The sequence below is a fragment of the Pseudomonas sp. H3_A02 genome, from assembly GCF_054671965.1.
Genome location: NZ_CP162807.1, coordinates 4,394,235 through 4,413,810, shown reverse-complemented (window position 1 = coordinate 4,413,810; position 19,576 = coordinate 4,394,235). Strand labels below are relative to the sequence as shown.

At 61.6% G+C, this 19,576-nt stretch carries 17 protein-coding genes; 11 read left to right on the top strand and 6 right to left on the bottom strand.

Features of this window, described 5'->3' with window-relative positions; all coding sequences use genetic code 11:
• Positions 1-4: 4 nt before the first annotated feature.
• The 6 genes from AB4N80_RS19430 to AB4N80_RS19405 form a co-directional block, all read right to left on the bottom strand.
• Entirely contained in the window at positions 5-1,393 is a 1,389-nt protein-coding gene (locus tag AB4N80_RS19430; RefSeq protein WP_305481577.1) for an NTP/NDP exchange transporter, read from the bottom strand.
• A 69-nt stretch (positions 1,394-1,462) separates the two neighbouring features.
• On the bottom strand, positions 1,463-2,455 hold the full coding sequence (locus tag AB4N80_RS19425; RefSeq protein ID WP_305467020.1) for an oxidoreductase: 993 nt from the start codon (positions 2,453-2,455) through the stop codon (positions 1,463-1,465).
• A gap of 105 nt (positions 2,456-2,560) precedes the next feature.
• On the bottom strand, positions 2,561-2,821 hold the full coding sequence (locus AB4N80_RS19420) for a DUF2790 domain-containing protein (protein WP_460078328.1): 261 nt from the start codon (positions 2,819-2,821) through the stop codon (positions 2,561-2,563).
• A 130-nt stretch (positions 2,822-2,951) separates the two neighbouring features.
• Positions 2,952-4,325: a heavy metal sensor histidine kinase gene (locus tag AB4N80_RS19415; RefSeq protein WP_122564820.1), complete on the bottom strand. Its 1,374-nt coding sequence runs from the start codon at positions 4,323-4,325 to the stop codon at positions 2,952-2,954.
• Entirely contained in the window at positions 4,325-5,029 is a 705-nt protein-coding gene (locus tag AB4N80_RS19410; protein ID WP_122564821.1) for a heavy metal response regulator transcription factor, read from the bottom strand. Before AB4N80_RS19410 ends, AB4N80_RS19415 begins: the two co-directional genes overlap by 1 nt.
• 131 nt (positions 5,030-5,160) lie before the next feature.
• Complete coding sequence (locus AB4N80_RS19405; protein ID WP_122564822.1) at positions 5,161-6,093, bottom strand: LysR family transcriptional regulator; 933 nt, start codon at positions 6,091-6,093, stop codon at positions 5,161-5,163.
• A 123-nt stretch (positions 6,094-6,216) separates the two neighbouring features.
• Here AB4N80_RS19405 and ilvD point away from each other — a divergent pair, with 123 nt between their 5' ends.
• The 11 genes from ilvD (at position 6,217) to AB4N80_RS19350 (ending at position 19,575) form a co-directional block, all read left to right on the top strand.
• Positions 6,217-7,929 (top strand): dihydroxy-acid dehydratase, encoded by a 1,713-nt coding sequence (ilvD, locus tag AB4N80_RS19400; protein WP_460078323.1) that lies wholly within the window; start codon positions 6,217-6,219, stop codon positions 7,927-7,929.
• Positions 7,926-9,209 carry an aconitase X gene (locus AB4N80_RS19395; RefSeq protein ID WP_122564824.1) on the top strand — a complete coding sequence of 428 codons (1,284 nt, stop codon included), beginning with the start codon at positions 7,926-7,928 and terminating at the stop codon, positions 9,207-9,209. Before ilvD ends, AB4N80_RS19395 begins: the two co-directional genes overlap by 4 nt.
• The gene (locus AB4N80_RS19390; protein WP_305481583.1) at positions 9,206-9,682 is read left to right on the top strand and encodes an aconitase X swivel domain-containing protein; all 477 of its coding nucleotides are present in this window, start codon (positions 9,206-9,208) and stop codon (positions 9,680-9,682) included. The genes AB4N80_RS19395 and AB4N80_RS19390 overlap by 4 nt, the downstream gene beginning before the upstream one ends.
• Positions 9,683-9,775: 93 nt before the next feature.
• Positions 9,776-11,053, top strand: coding sequence for an FAD-dependent oxidoreductase (locus AB4N80_RS19385; RefSeq protein WP_122564826.1), 1,278 nt, complete (start codon positions 9,776-9,778; stop codon positions 11,051-11,053).
• 80 nt (positions 11,054-11,133) lie between these two features.
• The gene (locus AB4N80_RS19380) at positions 11,134-12,498 is read left to right on the top strand and encodes an MFS transporter (RefSeq protein ID WP_460078316.1); all 1,365 of its coding nucleotides are present in this window, start codon (positions 11,134-11,136) and stop codon (positions 12,496-12,498) included.
• Between the two features lie 114 nt (positions 12,499-12,612).
• Entirely contained in the window at positions 12,613-13,842 is a 1,230-nt protein-coding gene (locus tag AB4N80_RS19375; RefSeq protein WP_305481585.1) for an OprD family porin, read from the top strand.
• A 49-nt stretch (positions 13,843-13,891) separates the two neighbouring features.
• Positions 13,892-15,274: an MFS transporter gene (locus AB4N80_RS19370; RefSeq protein WP_354339002.1), complete on the top strand. Its 1,383-nt coding sequence runs from the start codon at positions 13,892-13,894 to the stop codon at positions 15,272-15,274.
• A 221-nt stretch (positions 15,275-15,495) separates the two neighbouring features.
• Entirely contained in the window at positions 15,496-15,714 is a 219-nt protein-coding gene (locus AB4N80_RS19365) for a hypothetical protein (RefSeq protein WP_305467033.1), read from the top strand.
• A gap of 29 nt (positions 15,715-15,743) precedes the next feature.
• The gene (locus AB4N80_RS19360; RefSeq protein ID WP_460078310.1) at positions 15,744-17,969 is read left to right on the top strand and encodes a type VI secretion system Vgr family protein; all 2,226 of its coding nucleotides are present in this window, start codon (positions 15,744-15,746) and stop codon (positions 17,967-17,969) included.
• 16 nt (positions 17,970-17,985) lie between these two features.
• The gene (locus AB4N80_RS19355; RefSeq protein WP_305467036.1) at positions 17,986-18,444 is read left to right on the top strand and encodes a DUF6484 domain-containing protein; all 459 of its coding nucleotides are present in this window, start codon (positions 17,986-17,988) and stop codon (positions 18,442-18,444) included.
• A 15-nt stretch (positions 18,445-18,459) separates the two neighbouring features.
• The gene (locus tag AB4N80_RS19350) at positions 18,460-19,575 is read left to right on the top strand and encodes a DUF2169 domain-containing protein (protein WP_122564833.1); all 1,116 of its coding nucleotides are present in this window, start codon (positions 18,460-18,462) and stop codon (positions 19,573-19,575) included.
• The last annotated feature ends 1 nt before the right edge of the window (position 19,576 follow it).

Genomic DNA, 19,576 nt, shown 5'->3' with positions numbered 1-19,576 from the left:
CGCATCACCTTTCACTCGCCGCAACAACGCGACGGACAATAGAGTGGGTTTCATCCTGGTCGGCGCGGTCTTCATCCCTGGCCGCAATGGCCGCCAAGCGTAGCTCCCGCGAAGCGGCATTGTCCGCCCGCCGCCCCAGTTGCCAGCCCAAGTAACCCCACAGCAGCGCGCAACAGGCGCCCATCATCGCGGCCGGGCCGGCGCCTTGCCCGAGCAGGTCGAGCAGACTCTTGGCCCAGCCGCTCATGGCGTCACCCGCGCGATAAACCACGGTGTCGATGAAGTTCTTGGCCTTGTATTTGCTCTCGGCATCCAACGGCGCGAACAGCATTTCCCGGCCAGGTCGGACGAACGCGTACTCGCCGATCCGTCGCACGATCATCAGCGCCGCCAGCAGCGCGAACCCCGGCGCCAATGCCAGGCCGAGGAAGCCGAAGCACATGAGCAACGGCACGATGGCCAGCAAAGCACGCACCCCCAGCTTCGGCGCGATGCGGCCGGTGATGAACAGCTGGGACAGCAACGCACCGGCCTGCACGATGATGTCGATGGTGCCGAAGATGCGCACTTGTGCCTCGCGATCGGGATAGAGCTCGGCCACCAGGCGCGCTTGCTCGAAATAGAGAAAGGTGCTGACCGTCGCCAACAACACGACGAACCCGGCGATGCCCAACAGGTAAGGTGACCTGAGCACGGCCGTCAAACCGCTGAACGGGTTGCCCTGCAGTGGCTGCCGGGGGCTTTGCGTCGGCGCGGCGCCCGGACGCCCAGCCCCGCCCGTTTCGCGCCATCCCATCAACGCCCGTTTCAACACCAGCGTGACACCGAGCAACAAGGCCGCCAGCAGCATCAACCCCGAGGCGCCGAGGGGACCAATGAGCAGCGCGCTCAAGGCCGGCCCCAGCAGGCCGCCGACGCTGGCGCCCGCGGCGATGAAGGCAAACAGACGCTTGGCCTGCTCGCTGTCGAATACATCCGCCATCAGGCTCCAGGCCACGGAGACGACGAACAGGTTATAGACCGATATCCAGACGTAAAAGACCCGGGCCAACGCGATACTGTCCGGCTGGAACTGGAACAGCTCGACGAACATCAGCAGGTTGAAGCCGAAGAAGCCGTACACCCAGTCGATCAGGCGCAGGCGTGGCACTCGAGAACTTAGCCAGGCGAATAACGGCACAGCCGCCAGCATGACCAGGAAGGTCGCGGTAAACAGCCATTGCAAGTTCTCCACCCCCGCCGCGATGCCCATCGACTCACGGATCGGGCGCAGCATGAAGTAACCGGTGAAAAGGCAAAGAAATAGCAGGAACCCGCACAGCGCCGGGCGCAACTCGCCGTCGCGGGCGTTCAGGGCGAGACTCAGTCGGTGCAAATAGGGAAACGTACTCATAGGGACTCCAGGGAGACGGCCACAAGACAGGGGACGAGCGCGGGACGGATGCCCGCGCCCGGGGTTGCATCAGCGGTAGGTCACGCCGGTCAGGCGCTCGGAGACGGACCAGAGCCGTTCGGCATCCGCCTGCGTGCTCGCGGCGGGCGGCGTCTTGGCGAAACCCAACGGCCCGCGTCGTTCTTCGTCGCCGGTCGGGCCGTAATAAGCCCCGCCCACGGCTTGGGCAGCCGTGGCGGCATACAACGTAGGCAACGCCCCTTGCGCCGCCGAGTGGTACGCGTCGCGGTCCTTTGCCCAGCGCCGGCCGAACTCGCTGTCGAGACCGGGCCCCCGTGCGACCAACTCGGTGATCGCCACGCCGGGATGCGCCGCCATGCTGCGAATGCCCCAGTTCTCAGCGTCACTGCGCCGCTGCAAGGCAAAGGCCCAGTGCAGGACGGCCAGTTTCGATTGTGCGTAGGCCGCGTACGGGTCGTACTTCCGCTCGCTCTGAAGGTCATCGAAGTTCATCGCACCGCGCGCCGCGGCAATGCTTGACAGGCTCACCACACGGGCATCCTGGCTTTTACGCAAGAGCGGCACCAACAGGCCGGTCAGCGCGAAGTGCCCCAGGTAGTTGGTGGCCAACTGAAGCTCAAAGCCATCCGCGGACGTGCCCCGCTCCGGAGGCGCCATGACGGCGGCGTTGTTGATCAATACGTCGAGGCGCGGCAGCCGTTGATTGAGACGTTGGGCCAAGTCGCGCACGGATGAAAGATCGGCCAGGTCCACGGTCTCGAACTGCACCTTGGCGTCGGGTACGGACTCGCGAATACGCGCGATGGCCTGCGCGCCGCGCTCCGGGTTACGCGCGGCGATGATGACCTCGGCGCCGGCACGCGCCAAGGCCAGCGCGTCCTCGTAGCCCATGCCACTGGTGCCACCCGTGACCAGGACAATTCGACCTTTCTGGGAGGGCATGTCGTGGGTTGACCAATCCGGTTTCGGAGCAACACGATCGGACGCTCCAACACTCAGCGCACCGAGCAGCGCGACGCCAGCAGCAAAGGTTCTCGCCATTCTCGAAAGCCGGCTCACGTTGCTCGTGCGGCCAATGGCAGGTGTTGTTCTATTGCACATGGTGATGGTCCCTGTCTGAAGAAATGAACCGGCATCGCCGGACGGTCACTGGTTCGAGCACGCCTCAGCCAACTGCAGAAAGCTGACGTGCTTCTTTATTCCTTGGGTGTTCAGGTAGGTCATCTTGGCTTGCACGACCTCGCATACCGGTGATGTCGCCTCCTCGATATGGATGACCCTGGCGATGTCCAGCGGCATGCCATATTCATAGGCCGGGAACTGCGGTTGTTCTTTGGCGAGCAGCGGCGAGCTGCTCAAGGAGATGACTGCCAGCAGGCCGGCAATCGACAGGTTTCGAATATTCATAGTGGGCTCCACGACACTGTCCTCGTTGGGATGGTCGTAGCACTCTAGGAGGGGGCGACTGACGTCAAGGTGACTGCTGGCTGACGGGAAGATGTCAAACGGGGGCGGACTTTACTCGCGGCGGCGACGATTAAGGCGCCGCCTGGTTCATCAAGGAAAATCCAAAGGTATTGAGCCCATTCTCGCTGTGGGCGAATACGCGCCCACCGTGCATGGACGCCACCGCACGCACGATGGAAAGACCCAGGCCATGGTGCGCATCGCTTCGCGCCCGGGCGGTGTCGGCACGGTAGAAACGCTCGAACAAACGTTCCAGATGTACGTTGTCGATGGGCTCCCCGGCATTGGAAACGCTCACTTCGACCTGCCTGTCGTGGCTGACCAGGCTCACCGTAATGGTGCTGGTCGGCACCGCGTAACGCGCCGCGTTCTGTATCAGATTGGCCAGGGAGCGGTGAAAAAGGCGTCGGTCGATGCACACGCGCATGTCGCCTTGGATCAGCACGTTCAGTTGTTTGTCATGCAGCACCGGCTCCAGATACTCCACCGTCTTCGACGCTTCTTCATAAAGCGAGACATCACTGAGCTCGGTTGCCCGCTGCCCGCTCTCGGCCCCGGCCAGGAACAGCATGTCGTTGACGATGGTGCCCATCCGTTCCAGCTCTTCGAGGTTCGACTGCAGCAAGTCCTGAAGCTCGCCCACCTCACGCCCGTGGGCCAATGCCACCTGGGTCTGTCCGATCAGGTTGGTCAGGGGCGTTCGCAACTCATGGGCCACATTGGCGTTGAACCCTTCGAGCTGACACCAGGCCGCTTCCTGGCGCGCCAGGGCGCCGTTGAACGACACCGCCAGTTCCTGCAATTCGCCTGGCAGTGCCTCGGTGTCCAGGCGTTGCTTCGAATCCCCCGGCGGCAGGCTATTGGCTTGACGGCTCAAGCGCCTCACCGGCCCCAAGCCGAAACGCGCGATCCAGTAACCGAGCAGCGCAACCAGGCCGATGCCCAACGCAGAGGTCAGGATCAGTATCTTGGTGAAGTGGTCCAGGGTCTTCCTGAACGGCGTTGAATCCAGCCCCACGATAAAGCGCAGTTCCGGACGATCCCCCATGGCAGGAATGGTCTTGAGCAATGCCATCATGGGTCGCTCTCGCTCAGGCAGATCGACGGTAAACAGCCCATCGGAGCGCTTCGACCAATCCTGGCCGTCCGGCATCGCCCCGCCGTAGCTGAAGGCCGGGTTGTCCACCAGGATCCAATAGCGGACCCGCTCATCCGCGGGCGTCAGGCCGTCGAGCTTCTGGCGCAAGCCAACCCAGAACGTCGGCGAATCGTATTTCGCCAACACCGGGTCGAGCACGGAATGGCGCAGGATCAGCTCGTTCTGCATCTGCTCGTCGAGCGATTGTTTCAAGGAACAGCGCAACAGCGTCGCGCTGACCGACATGATCAGCAGGACAGCGAGGGCAAACATCAGGGCGAGCCGCTTGGCGATCGATCTTTTCATCAAGGCGTACCCGTCTGCCTGCCATCTGCCTCTCGGCTTTCCAGTACATAGCCCATGCCGCGGACGGTATGCAGCAGCTTGCGCGGATACGGGGCATCCACCTTGGCGCGGACGCGCTTGATCGCGACCTCGACCACGTTGGCGTCACTGTCGAAATTCATGTCCCAGACCTGCTCGGCAATCATCAGCTTGGAAAGAATTTCGCCCTGATGCCGCGCCAACAGACTCAACAGACAGAACTCCTTGGCCGTCAAGTCCAGCCGCAGCCCGCCCCGGGTCACCTTGCGCGCTTGCAAATCGACCTCCAGGTCGTCGATGCGCAAATGCGTCAGGTCAGCCGTGTCGCCGGCGCGACGACGGATCAAGGCCTGGACACGCGCGACGAGCTCGGCAAATGAAAAAGGTTTGCCCAAGTAATCATCGGCGCCCTCGCGCAGCCCTCGAATGCGGTCATCCACCGTGCCCCTGGCCGACAGCATGATGACCGGGGTTTTCTTGTGCAGGCGCAGGCCTTGCAGCACGTCGTAACCGTCCTTGCCCGGCAGCATCACATCCAGGATCACCACGTCGTAGTCCCATTCCAACGCGTAGTGCAGGCCATCGATGCCATTCGTGGCGACGTCGACGATGTAGCCGAGCTCGGTCAAGCCACGATGGACGTAGGAAGAGGTTTTTTCTTCGTCCTCGACAATAAGCAAGCGCATCAGGTGAATCCTCTGCAGCAACGGGGCAACCCAGTGAGTCTAGACAGCCAAGGTGTCTGGAGGCTGACGGCTTCCTGACATTCTTGTCAGAAACGGCTCAATAGCCGGTCCCGACGTTAAACAGCCACCGCTCAGAGGGATACCATTTCCGCAGGAGAGAAATCGGCGAGCAATTCGATGAAGGATTGACGCAACCAACGATTCGCCGGGTCATGGTGGAACCGCGTATGCCAGTAAAGATGAATGTCGTAGCCGCAAATGTCCCAAGGCAGCGGCACCAGGCGCACATCGGTGATTTCGGCGAAGCGCCGGCCGACCGCCAGGGGCACGGTGGCGATCATGTCGGACTCGGCCACCAGAAACGGCACGCCCATGAACCGTGGCAGGCTGAAACGTACCTGGCGCGTGACGCCATGGCCAGCCAGTTCACGGTCCAGCACACTCATGCCGCGCTCTTCGGCCTGGACCGCGACGTGCACAGCGGCCTGGTACTGTTCGGCGCTGATGCTGTCGCCGATGGTGGGGTGATCGTTGCGCACGATGCACACGAATGAGTGACTGTATAGCGCCCGATGCCGGATCGAGGTATTGAGCAAACGCGGGAAATAGCCGATGGCCGCGTCCACCTCGCCGGCGTCCAGCCCCTCCTCCAATTGCTCCGACGACAAGGCCTGGGTGCGAATTCGCAAATTCGGTGCGGCTTTGTCGAGCATGCGCATCAGCCGGGGCAGGAACACCATTTCGCCAATGTCCGACATGCACAGCACCAGTTGTCGGTCGGAATGTTCGGGGACGAACCCCGTGGACGGCAACACTTCGCTGCTGACCATCTCCAGGATGCGTTGCACCGGCTCGGCGATCTGCAGGGCCCTGGCGGTTGGCTGCATGCCGCGGGAGGTACGGATGAACAACGGATCGTCGAACAGCGTGCGTAGCTTGGCCAGGGCGAAGCTCATGGCCGGCTGGCTGAGCCCCATGAGATCACCGGCCAGGGTCACGCTGTGCTTTTTGCGCAGCGCATCGAAGACCTTCAGCAGGTTGAGATCGACGTCCTTGATATCCATATTTTGGATTTTATCTATAAGTGAAATAAGGTTTTCGGATTCTAGGTCGAAGCCTAGACTCGGCACAAGATCGTTAACTCGATTAACCGAATTGGCATCCCCATAACAATAACGGAGCACACCATGCCCAAGAAGCTGCGCAGCAATTTCCCCTACGGCTCCTATTTATGGGCTGTGCGCGCCGCCCAGTGGCAAGCCTTGGGCATTGACGAAAGCGAGTTGGAGAAACCCAAGATCGCCATCGTGAACTCATCGTCCAACCTGGCGATCTGCTTCAGTCACCTGGATGGCATCGCAGAGGTCCTCAAACAGTCGATACGCGATGCCGGCGCCCTGCCCTTCGAAATTCGTACCGCCGCGCCCAGCGACTTCATCACCGGCGCCGGTGCCGGCGGCGCCTATATGCTCGCCGCCCGCGACCTCATCACCAACGACATCGAAGTCGCGGTCGAAGGCGCTCAGCTCGACGGCATGATCTGCCTGGCCTCCTGCGACAAGACAGTACCGGGCCAACTGATGGCCGCCGCCCGCCTGAATATCCCGACCCTGGTGGTGGTCTGCGGATACCAGCCAAGCGGCGAGTACAACGGCAAGCATGTCGATATCGAAGACGTGTTTATCAGTTCCATGCACGTGGTGACCGGCAAGCTGCCGGTTGAAGAGCTGGCCGGTATGGCCCGCAATGCAATCAAGGGCCCCGGGGTCTGCTCGGGAATGGGCACCGCCAACTCGATGCACCTAGTGTGTGAAGCCCTGGGCATGGCCTTGCCTGGCAGCGCGCCGATTGCCGCCAACAGCCGGCAGATGTTCGATTTCGTGCGTCAAGCCGGCCAACGCATTGTGGAAATGGTCGAGGAAGACCTCAAACCACGCGATATCCTGACCCCCCATGCCTTCGCCAACGCCGTAGCGACCATTCTCGCCGCGGGCGGCTCCGTCAACACCATCAAACATATGCAGGCGGTGGCCGCCGAAGGCGGCGTTGATGTGGACGTCTATCAACTTTTCAGGGACTTGGGAAACAAGGTGCCAGTGCTGGTCGGTGTACGGCCGGTGGGAGAACACAGCATCGAGCAAATGGAGGCCGCGGGCGGTGGGCGCGGCCTGCTCAAGCGCCTGGAGCCTCTGCTGCATGGCGACGTGCTGACGGTCACCGGAAAAACCCTCAAGCAAAACCTTCAAGGGGTGACCGTCAGCGATGACAGGGTGATCCGCCCGTTGGACAACCCCTTCGCCACCCAGCCCGCCATCGTGATGTTACGCGGCAATATCGCGCCCCAGGCAGGCATCGTCAAATACGGCATCGACCCGAACAAGATGCGCCGCTTCGAAGGCCCGGCGATCTGTTTCGAGCGCTCCGCCGATGCCATCGAAGCCTTGCAGGATGGGCGCATACAGCCTGGTCACGTGGTGGTCATGCGCGGTGCCGGTGTGCGTGGCGGCCCGGCCATGGGCGGCGGCGCTTCAAAAGTGGTGTTCGCCATCGACGGTGCCGGGCTCGGCGACCACGTGGCCATGCTGACGGACGGCCATCTTTCAGGGTTGGTGTGCAAGGGCCTGGTGGTGGCCGAAGTTGCGCCTGAAGCGGCCGTCGGTGGCCCGTTGGCGCTGGTGGAGGACGGCGACATCATCACCATCGACCTGGACCATAACCGCCTCGACGCCCATATCAGCGAAACCGACATGCAGGCGCGACGCGCCCGTTGGCAGCCCCTGGCACCGCAGTTCGGCGGCGGCTGGCTGGACATCTACCGCCATAACGTGTCCTCCATGGAGCGCGGTGCGGTACTGATCAAGCCTCGCGACATCACCCACGCCGGAGACCTACCGCAATGAGGTTGCGCGACGACGAGAAAGCCATGCTCGCCGGCGATCAAGGTCCGGCGGTGCAGAAAGCCATGGATCTGCTGGTGCGTTATGGCGAGGCCCTGGATGCGCAATGCCTGGTGGACACGCGCAATGTGGCCGGAACCATCGGTGCCACTACCCCTTTCCTGCGTCAGTACGCTGAACGTGAGGGTGGCATGGACGCGGTGTTCAGCGAGTTCAACCTCGACAGCGCCGAGGTGGTCCAGATCCCCAAGGTCAAGGTCTTCAGCAGTCACCTGCAACAGGGCATCGACCCTCGGCATGCCGAACGCCAAGGCATCTCGCCGGATGTGGTGCGCATTTATGAAACCGGCCAGGCCTACAGCAGCGGTCTGGGCGTACAACCGTTGAACACCTGCACGCCTTATCAAGTCGGCAACGTGCCGGTGAAAGGCGAGCACTGCGCCTGGATGGAATCCTCTGCGGTGATCTACATCAACTCGGTCCTCGGCGCCCGCACCAATGCCGAGGGTCGGGAAAGCACTGGCGCGGCGATGCTGACCGGCAAGATTCCCTATTGGGGCCTGCACCTGGACGAGAACCGTCGCGGTACCCACCTGATCCAGTTGGATATAGACGTGAACACCACGGCCGACTGGGGACTGCTCGGCTACTGGGTCGGTGAACAGGTGCAGGATTGCATCCCGGTCATCGAGGGGGTGAGCCACCAGCCCAACCTGGCTCGCCTCAAGCACTTCGGTGCCGCGGCAGCTTCCAGCGGTGGCGTGGAGATGTATCACCTGGTCGGGGTCACGCCTGAAGCACGTACTCGCGAGCAAGCGTTCGGCGCCACCCGGCCTTCAGCCACCTTGCGTTTTGGTGAAGCTGAACGGCGCTGGGCCTACGAGCAAGTCAACGTCACGGCACGCGATGCACAAGTCGACTTCGTCATGCTTGGCTGCCCGCATTACAGCCTCGAACAAATCTGGGAAGTCTGCCAACTGCTGGAAGGCCAGCGCCTGAGTGCGAACACCGAGCTCTGGATATTTACCGCAGCGTCGATCAAGCAACTGGCTGACGTGGCCGGCTACACCCGCATCATTGAGCAGGCCGGTGGGCATGTGATGACCGATACCTGCTCAGCAATCGGCAAGGTGCTGCCCAAGGGCACGCGCGTGGCGGCGGTGGACTCGGCCAAACAGGCCCATTACCTGCCGGCGATCATGGGTATCCAGGCGTGGTTCGGCACCACCGGCGAATGCATCCAGGCGGCCATCGACGGCCGGTGGAAAGGAGTATTGAAATGAGCGCAACCTTTACGCTCCGAGGTCGCAAGGTCGTTGGCGGCTGCTTCGAAGGCGAAGCCCTGGTGACCCATGACCGCATCTCTGGCTGGGGTGGCATCGACCCGCGCAGCGGCACCGTCATTGAGACGCGCCACGAGCTCAAGGGCATCAGTTTCGCCGGCAAAGTCCTGGTGTTTCCCGGCGCCAAGGGCTCGTCCGGCTGGTCCTCGCAGTTCCATATCGCTCGTCTCGCTGGCGTGGCCCCTGGCGCCATGCTGTTCAATGAAATGACCGCAAAAATGGGCCTGGGCGCGGTGGTCGTGCACGCACCCGCCATGACCGGTTTTACCGAGGACCCGCTGGAGCGGATCCGTACCGGGGACTGGGTGCGCGTCGATGCCGACGCCGGGATCGTCGAAGTTACCCCGCGCTCATCGTGCAGTGACCCGCCCATACAGCCCAACGGTTCGCAGCGAACGCCGACGCCGTCGTAACCCGAAGAAACCTGCTGAAAACAACCGTTCCCCGTGGCCACCGGTCAACGGGTTCGGGCTCGGCCGCCTTTTTTACACCTCAAAGGAAGTTTTATGGCTCATGTCATTCGCACGGTACGCCGTACCAGCGCCCCCACCCCTCAGCGCCTGCAAGCTGACGTTTGCATTGCCGGCGCGGGTATTTCCGGTATTTCCGCCGCCCTGGAGGCCGCCGCGCTCGGCAAACGCGTCGTGCTGTTCGATGCCCTGCCGATGCTCGGCGGCCAAGCGGTCGGCTCGATCATCGGGACTTTTTGCGGCTTGTTCTCCAATGGTCCGAACCGCCAGTTGCTGACCCATGGCATCGCCGACGGCATCCTTCGCGACCTGGGCGCCTCGGGCGATTTGCACCAGTCCATCGGACCCTTGACCACCGTGGTTTACTACGACGAAGTGGCCCTCGGTCGCTGGATTGGCCAAAAGGTGCTCGACGCTGGCATCACCGTGGTGCTCGGTGCGGTGTTGCGTGAGGTGGTGCGCGAAGGCACGCGGGTCCAGGAAGTGGAGTTGGCCACCCGTTATGGCGACGTGCGCGTGGCGGCCGACGGTTTTATCGACGCCAGCGGCGACGCGGCACTGGTCTGGAACGCCGGGCTCGCCTGTCGCGAGCCGGATACGCCCATCTATGGCACCCAGATGTTCGTCCTTGAGCATATCGATGAAGCCCACCTGCCGACTCGCGCGCAGTTCACCGAACGGGTCAAGGAAAAAGCCAGGCACTACGGTATCGAGCGCGACGATGGCTTGTTCTTCCAGTTCCCCGGACGCGGCACGGCGGCGTTCAACATGACGCACATCGAAACGCCCCTGGATCCGGTTGCCGCCTCTCGCGTCGCCATCGCCGGGCGCCAACAGGTGGACCAGGTGATCAATTTCCTCAAAGCGGAGTACCCCCAGGCCTACGGCAAGGCCAGGGTCCGAGCGTATGCACTGCCAGGCATTCGCCAGACCCGCTGGATCGTTGGCCAACATCACCTGACCACCGATGAAGTGCGAGCCGCTACGATGTTTCCGGATGCAGTGGCGCGCACGTCCTGGCCGGTGGAATTGCACGGCAACAGCACCGGTTATCAGTGGGAGCCCTTTGGCGACGATCATGTCCACAGTGTGCCGCTGCGCAGCATGCTCCCCGAAGGCAGCGATAATCTGGTGGTCGCGGGCCGCTGCATCGACGCCGACGCGGCCGCGCTGTCGAGTGTGCGGGTGATGGGGCCGTGTATCGCCATGGGCGCCGCCGCCGCCCATGCGCTGGATCTGGCTGGCCCGGACGGCCGCCTGAGTGATATACCCGCGCAGGTCTTGCGCGAACGGCTGGCCTTCAATCTGGAATAGGTTTTCAAGCAGTTCGATGCGCCCGCCGTGTGCACGGGGGCGCCACTCCAACAACAATAAAAATGCAGTGGAGAACGCACATGTCACAGCCCCGTACCCTGGATGTCGCGGCGCTTATAGAAGGCCGCAAACTGTCACGCTTCAACTACGTGGTGATTCTGGTCTCGGTATTGATCACCTTCCTCGACGGCTTCGATTTGCTGGTGCTCTCCCACACCGCCTCCTACATCGCCGATGAGGTCGGCCTGGACAAGATCCAACTGGGTGAAATCTTCTCCATCGGCCTGCTGGGCATGATGCTGGGTGGTTTTTTCTTCGGCTACCTGGGTGATCGCATTGGACGGCGTCCCACGATTCTGTTCTCTACGTGCTCGTTCGCCCTGTTGACGTTGCTGTTTGTCATGGCCGACAGCTACGCATCGCTGATGGTCCTGCGTTTTTTCAACGGCTTCGCCCTGGGCGCCATGTTGCCGTTGTGCTGGGCCTTGAACATCGAGTTCGTCCCCAAGCGTTATCGCTCCACGGTGGTCACCATCATCATGGTCGGGTTCAGCCTCGGCAGTGCGATGGCCGGCCCGCTGACGGTGTGGCTGGCGCCGCATATCGGTTGGCAGGGCGTGTTCGTGTTCGGCGGCGTGGTCACGCTGTTCGCCTGGGTGCTGTTGTTGTTCACCTTGCCCGAATCGGTGCGTTTCCTGGCCAGCAAGCGTAAGGCACCGGAGAAAATCGCGGCGATTCTCAAGCGCATGGATCCGCATCTGGATGTGCGCCCCACTGACCAATTCGTCCTGTTGGACGAGCCGGACATCGGTCGCCAGGCATTTCGGGTCAGCCAGTTGTTCATCGGCCGCTTGAAATGGATCACGCCCATGATCTGGCTGGGCTACTCCGCCAGCTCCATGGCCATGTATTTCCTCGCCTCCTGGAGCCCGCTGGTCTATCAATACGCCGGATTCGATCGCGCGACAGCGTCGTGGGTGAGCTCGATTGCATCGTTCAGTGGTGCGATGGCGGGCCTGGCGATGATGCGCTTCGTCGACACCCGTGGACCGTACATGGTGATGATCTATCCGTTGCTGGCCTTGCCTTTCCTGCTGGTACTGGGCATCAGCGGCATGCAAGGCACCGCGTTCCTGATGCTGAGCCTGGTCGGCGGCGTGTTCGTCAAAGGTTCCCACTATGGAATCCTCAGCATTGCCGGGATTTTCTACCCCAGTGCCATTCGCGCCAATGGCGCCGGCTGGGCCACCTCCATCGCCAAGATCGGCTCGATCCTCGGCCCATTGCTGGGCGCCTATGTACTCAACAGCGGCCTGCCGGTGGTCAAGAGTTTCCTGGTCCTGGCGGTTTGCCCCGCCGTGCTGGCGGCCTGCGCCTTCGTCATCGGCCACCTGACTCGCCGCCATCGTGAGGCAGACCCGCTGCCCGCCCCGTCACAAACCTGAGCACCTTCCTGCTGACTTACAACGCCTGACCCAGGCAGCCCGTACCGCGTCGCTATCGACGCGGTCAGGCAAAACTCGTCCTGAATAATCCTATTGATCCTGAGAGCAATAAAAATGAACAGGAACCTTATCGTCGCCACCGCCCTGACGCTCTGTGGCCCAGTTACCTACGCCCATGCGGACTTCATCAAAGACAGCAGCGCGACACTGACGACGCGCAACTTTTACTTGAATCGCGATTTCCGCCAGAGCGACGCGCCTCAGGCCAAGGCCGAGGAATGGGCCCAAGGCTTCATCGCCGAGCTTCAGTCCGGCTACACCGATGGCACCGTTGGCTTCGGACTCGATGCCCTGGGTGAACTGGGGATCAAGCTCGATTCCGGCGCGGGCCGCCGTGGCGGTGGGCTGTTGCCTTATGGTCCCGACAGCAATCAACCGGTGGACGACTACAGCGAACTGGGGCTGACCGCAAAAATGCGCCTGTCCAAGACCCAGCTCAAGGTCGGAACGCTGATGCCGATTCATCCGCTGGCGTATTACAGCGATACTCGACTGCTGCCCTCCACCTTCACCGGTGCCTACCTGACGTCCGGCGAGCTCGACCACTTGACCGTCACCGCAGCCAGGCTGACCAAAGCCAATGGCCGCGACTCATCCAGCAACGACGACATCAGCTATGCCGGCCAAAGCAGTGATCACCTGGACCTGCTCGGTGGCGATTACACCGTCAACAAGCAACTGACCCTGCGCTACCACTACGGTGAACTGCAAGACATCTACCGTCAGCAGTTCGCTGGCCTGATCCATGTACTGCCCCTGGGGGAAGGCGTGAGCCTGCGTTCCGACCTGCGCTACGTCGACAGCGACGATATCGGTGTTGGAAAAGCCGGGAAGATCGATAACCGCAACTTCAACGGCATGTTCACCCTGACCGTCGGGGCCCAGCGCTTCTCCGCCGCGTTCCAGCGCCTGTCGGGCGAGAGTGTGTTTCCAGTCATCGATACCGGCACGCCCTACGTGGCGAACCTGGTCACCTACAACTCGTTCACCAAAGCCAACGAGAAGTCCTGGCAGTTGCGCTACGAATATGACTTCGCCGCGCTCGGCGTACCCGGCCTGACCTTCATGACCCGTTACGTGAAAGGCAGCGATATCCAGACGCGCACGGTCCGCGACGGCAGTGAGTGGGAGCGTGACACCGACCTGGCTTACGTTTTCCAAAGCGGTGCCCTGGAAGGCCTGAACGTGCGTTGGCGCAACCTCACCTTCCGCTCCGGGAATGGCCTGACCCAGCAGCTCGATGAGAACCGCCTGATCGTGGCTTACACCTGGAAGCTGTGGTGAACCTCGCCCACCGGAACCCGCTCGCATACGTCTTATCGGGAGAACACCCATGACGTCGTCACGTGCCATTGATGTCGCCGCCCTGATCGAGGGGCGCAAACTGTCGGGCTTCAACTATCTGATCATCTGTGTGTCGGTGCTGATCACCTTCCTCGATGGTTTCGACTTGTTGATGCTGTCCCATACCGCCGCCTATATGGCCGAGGAAATAGGCCTGGACAAACTGCAACTGGGCAACATTTTTTCCATCGGATTGTTCGGCATGATGCTGGGTGGGTTCTTTTTCGGTTATCTCGGCGACCGCATCGGTCGCCGTCCGACCATCATTCTGTCCACCAGCGCCTTTGGTGTGCTGACGCTGCTGTTCACCTTTGCCGACAGCTACGCCTCGCTGCTGGTGCTGCGTTTTCTCAACGGGTTTGCCCTGGGCGCCATGCTGCCGCTGTGTTGGGCACTGAACATCGAATTCGTGCCCAAGCGCTACCGTGCCAGCGTGATCACCATCATCATGGTCGGCTTCAGCCTGGGGGGCGCGGCGGCCGGTCCACTGACCGTATGGCTCGCGCCTCAGTACGGCTGGGCCAGCGTGTTCGTGCTGGGCGGCATCGCCACGCTGCTCTCCAGCGTCCTGTTATTCTTCACCCTGCCGGAGTCGGTGCGGTTTCTGGTGAGCAAGCAGAAGCAGCCGCAAACCGTGGTGCGCATCCTCAAGCGCCTGGATCCCGACATCGATGTGCGCGCCGGGGACCGCTATTTTCTGGCCGATGAAATCGACATCGGTCGACAGCCATTTCGGGTCGGACAGCTGTTCATCGGTAAACTGAAATGGATCACGCCCATGATCTGGATCGGCTTTGGCGCAAGCTCCATGGCCATGTACTTCCTCGCGTCATGGAGCCCTCTGGTGTATCAGTATGCGGGCTTCGACCGGGCGACCGCGTCCTGGGTGAGCTCCTTCGCGTCCTTCAGCGGCGCCATGGCCGGGCTGGTGCTGATGCGAGTGGTCGACACCCGGGGGCCCTATGCGGTGATGATCTACCCCCTGCTTTCATTACCCTTCCTGCTGGCGCTGGGCATTGGCGACCTGCAGGGTAACGCCTTCATTGCACTGAGTATGGTCGGCGCCATTTTCGTCAAGGGCAGTCACTACGGCATCACCAGCATCGCCGGGATTTTCTACCCCAGTGCCATTCGCGGCAACGGCGCCGGATGGGCGGCCTCCATGGGCAAGTTCGGCTCGGTATGCGGGCCGCTGCTCGGTGCCCATGTGCTCAACAGCGGCATGCCTGTCGTGAAGAGCTTCGCGGTATTGGCCCTGTGTCCTGCGGTGCTTGCCGTGTGCGCCTACACCGTGGCGCGCATCGATAGACGCTCGGCCATGGAAGCCGAGCTATTGAACCCGGCGAAACCCTGGAAGAATTTCAATCAGTAACCCGCTTCCTTCTGATGTCGGAACGCCAACAAGTACACGGTTTCTTCCGCGGGGACAAAACGGTAAAGCGGAGGCAGGTTTTACAGCGGCCATAGCGTGGATCCCTATGCTCCCCTCATTCATTATTTATTCGATTTCAGAATTATCCATATAGCCAACGAAACTAAGCAAACGACCTTTCAGTCACCTATCTTGACCTCAGCATCTGCCAATCTGGCTGGATGCTGGAACGTATTCAACGGATCAGGGACGCCATCCAATGGCTCCGGACACAGTTTGATCCAGCTGCTCATACGTCCACTTTGATTGAAAACCGCAAGACCGATAAGGAGATCACCTCTGTGGTGGATGTGCAGCAAACGTTGGACTCGGTTTCCCTTCACATTCCCTTTGGCGGCGACCTTGCGTACGGCGCCACCTTATTGATAACGGCCAACTGACGCCCGAACCCGAGCCAAGGAAGCCGCTCATGGCAATCACGCAAAACACCCGTTTGGTGCAGGTCGACAGTCCTCTTGGCGGTGATGTCCTGCTGCTGCAGGGCATGGAAGGCAGCGAAGAACTGGGGCGGTTGTTCCACTACGAATTGGACCTGACCTCCGAAGACCGGGCGATCACGTTCGACCAGTTGCTGGGCAAGCCGATGGGCCTGACCCTGGAGCTGTACGAGGGTGGCAAACGCTACTTCCACGGCATTGTCTGCAGTTGCCGGCAACTGACCGGGCACGGCCAGTTCGCCGGTTATCGCGTCAGTCTACGGCCCTGGTTCTGGCTGCTCACGCGCACCTCCGATTGCCGGATTTTCCAGAACAAGACGGTGCCGGACATCATCAAGCAGGTGTTCCGCGACCTCGGGTTTTCCGACTTCGAAGACAGCCTGAGCGGTAGCTATCGCGAGTGGGAATATTGCGTGCAGTACCGCGAAACCAGCTTCGATTTTGTCAGTCGGCTGATGGAGCAGGAAGGCATCTATTACTACTTTCGCCATGAAAAGGGCCGTCACGTGCTGGTGCTCGCCGACGCCTACGGCGCCCACTCCACGGCCCCGGACTATGCCTCGGTGCCCTTCTACCCGCCCGATCGGCAAATGCGCGAGCGCGATCATTTCTACGACTGGCAACTGGCGCGAGAAGTCCAACCCGGCTCGCTGGCGCTGAACGACTATGACTTCCTGCGCCCACGCGCCAGTCTTGAGGTGCGCTCCAGCGTGCCGCGCAACCACACCAACGCCGACTACCCGCTCTACGATTACCCGGGTGAGTATGTCCAGAGCAACGATGGCGATCACTACGCGCGTACCCGCATCGAAGCCATTCACAGCCAGTTCGAGCGTGTGCAATTACGCGGCCGCGCCCGCGGCATCGGTTGCGGTCATGTGTTCACGCTGACAGGGTACGACCGTGCGGACCAGAACCGCGAGTATCTCGTGGTGGCCGCTCGTTATCAGATTCGTCAGGATGCCTATGAAAGCGGGCAGTCGGACGTCGCCGAACAATTCGTCAGCGAGCTGGACTGCATGGATGCCAACCAGGCCTTCCGCCCTCTGCCCCTCACGCCGATGCCCATCGTCCGTGGACCGCAGACTGCCGTGGTGGTGGGGCCCAGTGGCGAGGAAATCTGGACCGACCAATATGGTCGGGTCAAAGTGCATTTCCATTGGGATCGCCATGACCAGTCTAATGAAAACAGCTCCTGCTGGATTCGCGTTTCCCAGGCCTGGGCCGGCAAGAACTGGGGCTCGGTGCAGCTCCCGCGGATCGGTCAGGAAGTGATCGTCAGTTTCCTCGAGGGCGATCCGGATCGGCCGATCATCACCGGCCGTGTCTACAACGCCGAACAAACCGTGCCCTACGGGTTGCCGGCCAATGCCACCCAGAGCGGGGTGAAAAGCCGTTCAAGCAAGGGCGGCTCACCGGCCAACTTCAATGAAATCCGCATGGAGGACAAAAAAGGCGCCGAGCAGCTGTTTATCCACGCCGAAAAAAACCAGGACATCGAGGTCGAGAATGACGAGACCCACTGGGTTGGCCACGACCGGCGCAAGACCATCGACAACGACGAAACCGTGCACGTCAAACACGACCGTACCGAAACCGTCGATAACAACGAAACCATCACCATCGGTGTGGATCGCAAGGAAAAGGTCGGCAATAACGAAACCATCTCCATCGGTGTGAACCGCACCGAAGATGTCGGCACTAACGAGAAAATTACTATTGGTGCCAATCGCACCGAGAGCGTGGGCAATAACGAGACCATCACCATCGGTGCCGACCGCACGGAAAAAGTCGGGGCGAACGAAAAAATCACCATCGTCAGCAACCGGACCGAGGACGTGGGAGGCAACGAAACCATCGGCATCAGCGGCAACCGTAACGAAACGGTCCAGGGTAACGAAGGGATCGAGATCAACGGCAACCAGAGCACCCAGATCGGCCAGAATGAATCCCGCGACGTCGCCCAGAACCGCACCACCAACATCAAGCAGAACGACAGCCTGGACGTCGGCAAACACTTCGCCCTCACCGCGGGTGACTCGATCAGCCTGACCACGGGCGCGGCCAGCATCACCATGAAGAAGGACGGCACCATCGTGATCAGCGGCAAGAACATTACCATCGACGGTTCCGGCGCCATCAACATCAAGGCGAACAAGAACGTTGTCGTCAAAGGCCAGAAAATCCTGCAGAACTAGCCAAGGAGTGGTTGCCATGACCGTTGAATATCATTTTCCCGTTTCCCCCTCCGCCACGTCCGTGCGCGTGGATGGCGTCGTGATTGGGGTGCTGCTGGATGTGCCCAGTGCGGATGCCCCTGTGGTGGCCTTCCCTGGCTGCCCCGGCGAAACCGGCCTCGCCGCCCGCACCACTACCCCACTCGCCCGTGAAGATATCGGCGCCCAGGTCGCGCTGATGTTCGAGGCCGGCGACCTGAGCCGACCGCTGGTGATCGGTCGCATCCAGCGCCTGCCGCAAACCACCACGCCAGCTGTCGCCCACCTGGACGGCGAGCGTCTGGAGTTTTCGGCAGAGCGGGAAATCGTCCTGCGCTGCGGCAAGGCGAGCATCACCCTCACACGCGAGGGCAAGGTGCTGATTCGAGGGACCTATCTCTCGAACCGGTCCTCCGGCGTGAACCGTATCAAGGGCGGTTCGGTGCAGATCAACTAGACAGGTAGTCGACTCATGGAACTGCTCAACGCCAGCAAACTGCTTGCTGCCTACACCCAAGGCCTCGAGCCCGATGGCCGCGAATCCCTGGTGATAGTGGCCAAAGGCACTTTCAATTTGCCGCTGGACGGCCGTGCGGCAACCCTCGCCGACACCCAGCAACCGCTGCTGATGGCCGATACCTTCCTCGGCGAGCCGGGGCTCAGCGCTCCGCTGCAGGAAATGGACTTCGCCCCGGTCAAGCCATTCTGCGATGTGCTGGTACGCGGCAAGGCCTATGCTCCAGGCGGGCGGCCCGTGACGCAGCTGGCCGCAGGCATTCGTGTCGGTCAGATGAGCAAAGCCTTTTCCGTCCTTGGCCCCCGCCAATGGCAACCGGGGCTACTGGGGGTTTCTCCCGGTTTACCGCAACCTTTTACCGAGCAGGACATCTCCTATGCCCAGGCCTACGGAGGCTCCCATCCCATGGCCAAGAATCCGGACATGCGTCATTGCTACCCGGACAATCCAAGCGGTTGCGGTTGGTTCCCAGGCAGCATCGACAGTGCTGAAGTCGCTTACAAGCCAATGCCGAATACGGAGGAACTGGGCAAGCCGATCGACAGCCCCTCCGGCGACTTTCGCCCCATGGCTCTCGGCCCCATCGGCCGTAGCTGGCCGCAACGCGCCCGTTTCGCCGGTACTTACGACGAGGCCTGGTTGGCCGACTGCTTTCCGTTTCTGCCGCAGGATTTCGACAGCCGCTACTTTCAGGCCGCCCCTGACGATCAGCAGATTGCTTACCTGCGTGGCGGCGAGGAGGTGCTGCTGCTCAACCTCACGCCCCGGGAGCGCACGAGCTTTCGCATCCCCGAAATGGACGTGCCGGTGACCTTCTTTCTGAAAAAAGGCGGCCACGAGACCGTGCAGGCGGTCATCGACACCCTGCTGATTGATACGGATTCGCTCCAGGTGCAGCTGACCTGGCGTGTCTCCCGTCCGCTGCGACGCAATATGTTCGAGATCGCCCAGGTGCTGGTCGGCACAATGTCCACGGGGTGGTGGCGCGCCCGTGAATTGGGCAAGGATTACTACCCGTCGCTCTCCTCCCTGGTTAAAGCCAAGCAGGCGCCCGAGGAGATGGACGGGTGAC

Excerpts from the sequence above, each read along its gene's own strand:
- AB4N80_RS19420 (WP_460078328.1), bottom strand. The coding sequence starts at position 2,821 with ATGAATATTCGAAACCTGTCGATTGCCGGCCTGCTGGCAGTCATCTCC.
- AB4N80_RS19405 (WP_122564822.1), bottom strand. The coding sequence starts at position 6,093 with ATGGATATCAAGGACGTCGATCTCAACCTGCTGAAGGTCTTCGATGCG.
- AB4N80_RS19390 (WP_305481583.1), top strand. The coding sequence starts at position 9,206 with ATGAGCGCAACCTTTACGCTCCGAGGTCGCAAGGTCGTTGGCGGCTGC.
- AB4N80_RS19375 (WP_305481585.1), top strand. The coding sequence starts at position 12,613 with ATGAACAGGAACCTTATCGTCGCCACCGCCCTGACGCTCTGTGGCCCA.
- AB4N80_RS19385 (WP_122564826.1), top strand. The coding sequence starts at position 9,776 with ATGGCTCATGTCATTCGCACGGTACGCCGTACCAGCGCCCCCACCCCT.
- AB4N80_RS19370 (WP_354339002.1), top strand. The coding sequence starts at position 13,892 with ATGACGTCGTCACGTGCCATTGATGTCGCCGCCCTGATCGAGGGGCGC.
- AB4N80_RS19350 (WP_122564833.1), top strand. The coding sequence starts at position 18,460 with ATGGAACTGCTCAACGCCAGCAAACTGCTTGCTGCCTACACCCAAGGC.
- AB4N80_RS19380 (WP_460078316.1), top strand. The coding sequence starts at position 11,134 with ATGTCACAGCCCCGTACCCTGGATGTCGCGGCGCTTATAGAAGGCCGC.
- AB4N80_RS19355 (WP_305467036.1), top strand. The coding sequence starts at position 17,986 with ATGACCGTTGAATATCATTTTCCCGTTTCCCCCTCCGCCACGTCCGTG.
- AB4N80_RS19395 (WP_122564824.1), top strand. The coding sequence starts at position 7,926 with ATGAGGTTGCGCGACGACGAGAAAGCCATGCTCGCCGGCGATCAAGGT.
- AB4N80_RS19410 (WP_122564821.1), bottom strand. The coding sequence starts at position 5,029 with ATGCGCTTGCTTATTGTCGAGGACGAAGAAAAAACCTCTTCCTACGTC.
- AB4N80_RS19430 (WP_305481577.1), bottom strand. The coding sequence starts at position 1,393 with ATGAGTACGTTTCCCTATTTGCACCGACTGAGTCTCGCCCTGAACGCC.
- AB4N80_RS19415 (WP_122564820.1), bottom strand. The coding sequence starts at position 4,325 with ATGAAAAGATCGATCGCCAAGCGGCTCGCCCTGATGTTTGCCCTCGCT.
- AB4N80_RS19360 (WP_460078310.1), top strand. The coding sequence starts at position 15,744 with ATGGCAATCACGCAAAACACCCGTTTGGTGCAGGTCGACAGTCCTCTT.
- ilvD (WP_460078323.1), top strand. The coding sequence starts at position 6,217 with ATGCCCAAGAAGCTGCGCAGCAATTTCCCCTACGGCTCCTATTTATGG.
- AB4N80_RS19365 (WP_305467033.1), top strand. The coding sequence starts at position 15,496 with ATGCTGGAACGTATTCAACGGATCAGGGACGCCATCCAATGGCTCCGG.
- AB4N80_RS19425 (WP_305467020.1), bottom strand. The coding sequence starts at position 2,455 with ATGGCGAGAACCTTTGCTGCTGGCGTCGCGCTGCTCGGTGCGCTGAGT.